Source organism: Vibrio crassostreae 9ZC13 (genome assembly GCF_000272045.2).
In the GTDB taxonomy this organism is placed as follows: Bacteria; Pseudomonadota; Gammaproteobacteria; order Enterobacterales; family Vibrionaceae; genus Vibrio; species Vibrio crassostreae_C.
The window spans coordinates 1-253 of sequence record NZ_AJYZ02000033.1; the positions used below are offsets into that span (position 1 = coordinate 1).

At 47.4% G+C, this 253-nt stretch carries 2 tRNA genes; both read right to left on the bottom strand.

The features are described from left to right. Nucleotide 1: 1 nt before the first annotated feature. A tRNA-Gln gene (locus A136_RS10785) sits at nucleotides 2-76 on the bottom strand. Nucleotides 77-118: 42 nt separating this feature from the next. Beyond that, a tRNA-Leu gene (locus A136_RS10790) sits at nucleotides 119-203 on the bottom strand. Between the last annotated feature and the right edge of the window lie 50 nt (nucleotides 204-253).

Below are 253 nucleotides of genomic sequence, written 5' to 3' on the forward strand. Positions count from 1 at the left end.
GTGGCTGGGCTACCTGGATTCGAACCAGGGAATGCCGGCATCAAAAGCCGGTGCCTTACCGCTTGGCGATAGCCCAACAATGAATGTTCATCTAATGAAAGAAACACATTCTAAATAATGGTGCGGTCGGAGAGACTTGAACTCTCACACCTCTCGGCGCCAGAACCTAAATCTGGTGCGTCTACCAATTCCGCCACGACCGCAGCAAATCTTTATAGTCATACTGAATATTGGTGATTCAATATAACGTTGT